1 protein-coding gene is annotated in these 383 nt (G+C 70.0%); it reads left to right on the top strand.

Annotation, left to right across the window (positions count from 1 at the left end):
• The coding region (locus tag FJV41_RS57740) for a PAS domain-containing protein (RefSeq protein ID WP_181791672.1) at positions 1 to 383 on the top strand (383 nt) is incomplete at both ends.

Raw genomic sequence — 383 nt, 5'->3', positions numbered from 1 at the left:
GGCAAGACCGTGCTGGAGGCGATGCCCGAGCTGGAAGGCCAGGGCATCCGGGAACTGCTCGACGAGGTGTACCGCACCGGCCGGCCCTACATCGGCAAGAACCTCAAGGTCCAGCTGCGGCGCACCCCAGGCGGCCCGCTCACCGAGCACTATCTGAACTTCGTCTACCAGCCGACGCTGGACGGACAGGGCGCGGTGAACGGCATCTTCGCCGAGGGGCACGACGTGACCGACCAGCGTGTCGCCGAGGAAGAACTGCGCATGCTCAACCGCGAGCTGGAAAGCCGCGTGGCCGAGCGCACCCGCGACCTGGAGGACGCGCTGGCCCGCCTCACGGCCGAGTCGCGCGAGCGCGAGGCCGTGCAGGAAGCGCTGCGGCAGTC

It is taken from the genome of Myxococcus llanfairpwllgwyngyllgogerychwyrndrobwllllantysiliogogogochensis (assembly GCF_006636215.1).
Taxonomy (GTDB): Bacteria; Myxococcota; Myxococcia; order Myxococcales; family Myxococcaceae; genus Myxococcus; species Myxococcus llanfairpwllgwyngyllgogerychwyrndrobwllllantysiliogogogochensis.
This window is presented reverse-complemented; position numbering and strand designations above follow the sequence as displayed.